At 65.1% G+C, this 4,101-nt stretch carries 4 protein-coding genes and 2 pseudogenes; 5 read left to right on the top strand and 1 reads right to left on the bottom strand.

Annotation, left to right across the window (positions count from 1 at the left end):
• Nucleotides 1-93 precede the first annotated feature (93 nt).
• Both ACOJVU_RS20030 and ACOJVU_RS20025 read left to right on the top strand, forming a co-directional pair.
• Nucleotides 94-528 (top strand): annotated as a pseudogene (locus tag ACOJVU_RS20030) (GMC oxidoreductase); the annotation flags it as partial.
• A gap of 403 nt (nucleotides 529-931) precedes the next feature.
• Nucleotides 932-1,759 (top strand): DUF1906 domain-containing protein, encoded by an 828-nt coding sequence (locus tag ACOJVU_RS20025; protein WP_421531376.1) that lies wholly within the window; start codon nucleotides 932-934, stop codon nucleotides 1,757-1,759.
• 94 nt (nucleotides 1,760-1,853) lie between these two features.
• Here the strand turns inward: ACOJVU_RS20025 and ACOJVU_RS20020 are convergent, their stop codons facing one another.
• Nucleotides 1,854-2,282, bottom strand: coding sequence for a cellulose-binding domain-containing protein (locus tag ACOJVU_RS20020; protein ID WP_421531377.1), 429 nt, complete (start codon nucleotides 2,280-2,282; stop codon nucleotides 1,854-1,856).
• 228 nt (nucleotides 2,283-2,510) lie between these two features.
• On the opposite strand from ACOJVU_RS20020, the gene ACOJVU_RS20015 reads away from it, so the two are divergent.
• The 3 genes and pseudogenes from ACOJVU_RS20015 to ACOJVU_RS20005 form a co-directional block, all read left to right on the top strand.
• A complete protein-coding gene (locus ACOJVU_RS20015) occupies nucleotides 2,511-2,993 on the top strand; it encodes a hypothetical protein (protein WP_421531375.1) in 483 nt (160 codons plus the stop codon).
• A 329-nt stretch (nucleotides 2,994-3,322) separates the two neighbouring features.
• Complete coding sequence (locus tag ACOJVU_RS20010) at nucleotides 3,323-3,655, top strand: hypothetical protein (RefSeq protein WP_421531374.1); 333 nt, start codon at nucleotides 3,323-3,325, stop codon at nucleotides 3,653-3,655.
• A 45-nt stretch (nucleotides 3,656-3,700) separates the two neighbouring features.
• A pseudogene (locus tag ACOJVU_RS20005) lies at nucleotides 3,701-4,101 on the top strand (hypothetical protein); the annotation flags it as partial.

Raw genomic sequence — 4,101 nt, 5'->3', positions numbered from 1 at the left:
ACAAATACGCCCTAACCTACCTCGGCGGTGTCCTATTAGCCTGCGCCGTAATCCATTCCCGCGTCGGAAACAACCAATTGGGAGACACGCCCTAGTGCAGATCCGCTGATTCACCCGACAATTCGCTGCAATTACCTGTCGACCGACGCCGATCGGCAAATCGCAGTGAAGGGCCTCCGCATGACCCGGCAGATCATGGCGGCGCCGGCTCTCGCCCGCTACCGACCGCAGGAGTTGCTTCCCGGTCCACAGCTGGAGAGTGATGACGAATTGTGCCGGGCAGCAACTGAGCTCGGAACAACGATCTTCCATCCGGTGGGTACATGCGCGATGGGAGCCTTTGACGCCCGAGGTCGGCCCCGGTCGGCCGTCACAGTGCTCGACTCCGACTGCCGCGTGTACCGTGTTGCCGGCCTTCGTGTAGTCGATGCGTCAGCTATGCCCGCCATCATTTCCGGCACCACCAACGCGCCGGTGATGCTCATCGCAGAGCGCACAGCGCGGGCGATCCTGGGATCAATCGGCTGACACCGAGGCATCAATCCGCTTGCCGTGCCCAGCGGCGACGCCGATCACCGTGACTGCCGCGGCTTGGATCTTTTCTTCAGTTGCGGGGCAGCGCGCCTTGTTCGACAGGCAATGGCGCTGACTCCCGCCACAACCAAGGTGACGTTGTCAAGCACACCGTCCGGACCTTTTCCCGCTGCCAGGTGTGCGGCGATTACTGTGGATGGTGCGCAGATCCAGCTCTCATCCTCTCCCCCACGAGAAGGCTTGACCCCGGGGAATTCCCGCGGTTCCATTCTCAGGCGGCACTCGAAGTCGGCGTCAGGTCGATGGCATCGGCGGGGGTCACCATCGGGTATCCATTTGAAATCGCAATCAAGTCGGACCCTACCGTTGACAGCCGCCCGATCGTTAACATCGCGCGATGCACAATTTGCCCTCGGCGGCCAGCCATGGGCGACTGGGTGCGGTTTCCCGACGCGACGCACTGCGCTACGCCACTGCGTTGGCCGGTCTGGGTGCCGCATCAGTGGCCTGCGGCACACCCACAGCGGCAGGTGCCGCCCCTCGACTGATCGACTTCGCAGCGCATCAAATTCCAGCGCAGCTGATCCGAGCTGCCGGCTACAGCGGGGTGGTCAACTACGTCTCGATGTCGCGCCCCGGCTCCTCGTTTGGCGCCAAGCCGATCACTCGGGCCTACGCCGAGTCGTTGACAGCCGCAGGCTTGGTGATCGTCAGCAACTATCAGTACGGCAAGCCGGGTGGAACGGCACCGTCGGACTTCAGGCGAGGCTACGCAGGTGGTATCGCGGACGCGCGAACCGCGTGGCAGTTGCACACCGCGGCGGGGGGCGGCCAGAGCGCGCCGATATTCTTCACCATCGACGAGGACATCAACCGCGACACCTGGAATCGGCTCGCGCTGCCGTGGTTTCGCGGAATCAACGCGGTTCTTGGAGTTCAACGCACCGGGGTCTACGGAGGCATCAAAGTGTGCCAGTGGGCCGTCGCCGACGGCGTTATCGGGTCTTCGAGCACGCCTGGCCATCGGTGGGCCTGGCAAACTCGAGCCTGGTCCGGCCGTGAGGTCTACCCCGTCGCTGTTCTCTACCAGCGCATCGTGAGCACGGCGTCCAATCCCGGCCCGCGGGTCGGCGGATTCGAGGTCGACGTCAACGATGTGCTGGCGCCCGATTGTGGCCAGTGGAATCTCCATCAGGCACGCCGTCCGGATGGCGATGCGCGGTAAGTGCTGCTGACGTGCGTTGCGCTCGGCATCTCTGCGTGCGACATGCGGACCTACAAACAGCTCTCGGGTCTCGGGTCTCGGTGCGCGGTCGCTTTCAGGTGCACCGATACTGCTGGTTGAGCATGCAATTCTGCGGTGGCGAGTAGGTGCCGGTCAGCACGCCTCTCATGCCGCCAGTGGCTGAACCACCGGGTGCGATGATGCGGTTCCAATTCGCGGGGGTGAGCACGAAGTGCGTGCCAGATTGTGCAATGGTGCTATTCCACGTGTGCGAGACGGATTCTCCTGCGGGCAAGTCGAACTCGAGCTTCCAGTCGGCGAGCGGCGCCGGCGTCGAATTGAGGACGGTGAAGCGGGCGATGAACCCGGTCTGCCACGTCGATGTCACCGACAAGCTTGCCGCGGGCGCAGCGGCATGAGCCGCTGGGGCGAGGGCGAGCCCGAGGATGGCAACCATGAAAGCCGGCACAATTGCGTCGAGCACTGTGTGCCGGCGCTTCTCGTAGTCCTTCCGTTCGGCCATGGCAACTGACGCTAAGGCCAGACAGGTGATCTCAGCCCGCACCCCGCGGTTGCGCAGCAAGAATTTTGCCCAACCGAGACCGTCGTGAGATTTTGTCAGGCGCCGCACGCACTGCACCGGACGGTCGGCCGCGCCGTCGACGGTGTCATGCATCCTTCGATGGCGTTTCCGGCGGAAAACCGGCGCCCACCAACGCGGTTCGTCCATGCTTGAGTCATGGAGCAAGTCATGCGAGACGGTCGCGGCTGGCGGCTCGGCACGACGTCGGACGTCGTGTGGATCAACACGGGGACGTCGGTCGGCTTGACGATCACTTCGGGAATCCCGCCCGTCTTCGACGACGATGCAACCGTCGTCCTGCCCGACGACGCTGCGCTGCAGCCTCGGCACGACCGGGCCGTCATAGCGGCCCTCAGCAGCCAGTCGCCGGGTCAGCGATGGTGGCTGGGATATCTCGAACGTGGCGACAGCGACATCGTCTTTCCCGACGCGCCCCCGGTGAACATATACGCGAACTGGCCGTACGTGTTGGTGCGGGCCGGCCCCGGGGAAGCCGCCGGCTGGCGTCGCACGGGCGCCACTCTCGACCGGCCCTACCTCGTTCCCGGCCTGATGTTTCCCGCGGATCGGTCCTGGCTGGTATCCACACTGTGGGACGACGACTGGACCTGTGTCGGCGGACCGGTTGCGCTGGCAGAAGAGCCCTGCTGAATCACCCGGATCTGCAATCCCGCGTGCGGCGGGTGCGTCTTGGCGAGGACGCCACTCCCCCGGGACGTCGGGCGATTTGACGCAGGCCCACGGCCACGAAGTGAACAACAATGCCGGCGAATGCAGTTGGTTGCACTGCATCACGACGGCGTATCGCCGGTCGCAATTACCGACGGCATTTCGGTGCCGGTAGGGCAGTTGATGTGCGCGCTCGACACCATACAGTGAACAATTGGCGCAGCATCGGTATCGCAGCGGGTGACCAGGAGAGTTGACGATGTGGGTCTGGGGTTCCCCGGCCGTCGGGGGCTCGCCGAAATCGATTGCGGTTGCGTGCCGACGCCGGGAAAGGCTTCTACGAGGAACACCAGATTCGGCTGCTGCGGATCTATCTGGGGACCACCACATTTCTGTACGTCTACGGCGTGGTGGTCGGCAATCTGATTCCCATCCATCCCGGCCTGGCCCGGGGAAATCCCGCGGGGGGAATCGCGGCGGTCGTGCTCGGACTCGCGGCGCTGGTGTGGCTGGCCGTCCGGCCCGACAAGCCCGTGCCGGCGGCGGCCGTGGCGATCGGGGCCACCCCCGCCGTGATGGCCTTCCGCCATGTCATGGTCGCCGAGTTCGCCTGCCTCATCGCGCCGATGTTTCTGGCGATGTAACTGCGCGCCTTCTACTCGCCGCGGCGCGGCGCGGTACTGGTCGGTGTGCTCACCGGCGCGTGTGTCCTGGCCCTTGCGCTCAGTCACGCGGCCAGCTTGTACCTCGACTACGTCATCTTCGTGATCGCCATCGTCGGGGCCGCGGAGTCTTTCGGGCTGCTGACGCGCACCCTGGTGGCCGCGGCGGAGCGGTTCGTCTCCGGAGTCCGGCTGCACACTCCGGACACGAGCGTCGGCACCGCATCGCACAGCGGCGAGAGCGCCGACATCGCCGCGCTGCATGCCGCCGCCGGCGCCGGCCTCTACGCCGCCAAGCGCGTAAAGCGTCCCGATCCGCGTATGGATGCGGGTGCCTTCTATCGGGGTAGAAGCTCGCTATCTAGCATTTTCGCGGGTCAGCGGTCATTGTGTCGTGCACGACAGGTGTTGCGTAGCGCGACACGCAC

It is taken from the genome of Mycobacterium sp. THU-M104 (assembly GCF_049197365.1).
In the GTDB taxonomy this organism is placed as follows: Bacteria; Actinomycetota; Actinomycetes; order Mycobacteriales; family Mycobacteriaceae; genus Mycobacterium.
Note: the sequence above shows the minus strand (reverse complement) of the source record. Positions and strands in the feature narration are given on the sequence as shown.

Coding starts and splice junctions, on each gene's coding strand:
- ACOJVU_RS20025 (WP_421531376.1), top strand. CDS start 932: ATGCACAATTTGCCCTCGGCGGCCAGCCATGGGCGACTGGGTGCGGTT.
- ACOJVU_RS20020 (WP_421531377.1), bottom strand. CDS start 2,282: ATGGCCGAACGGAAGGACTACGAGAAGCGCCGGCACACAGTGCTCGAC.
- ACOJVU_RS20015 (WP_421531375.1), top strand. CDS start 2,511: ATGCGAGACGGTCGCGGCTGGCGGCTCGGCACGACGTCGGACGTCGTG.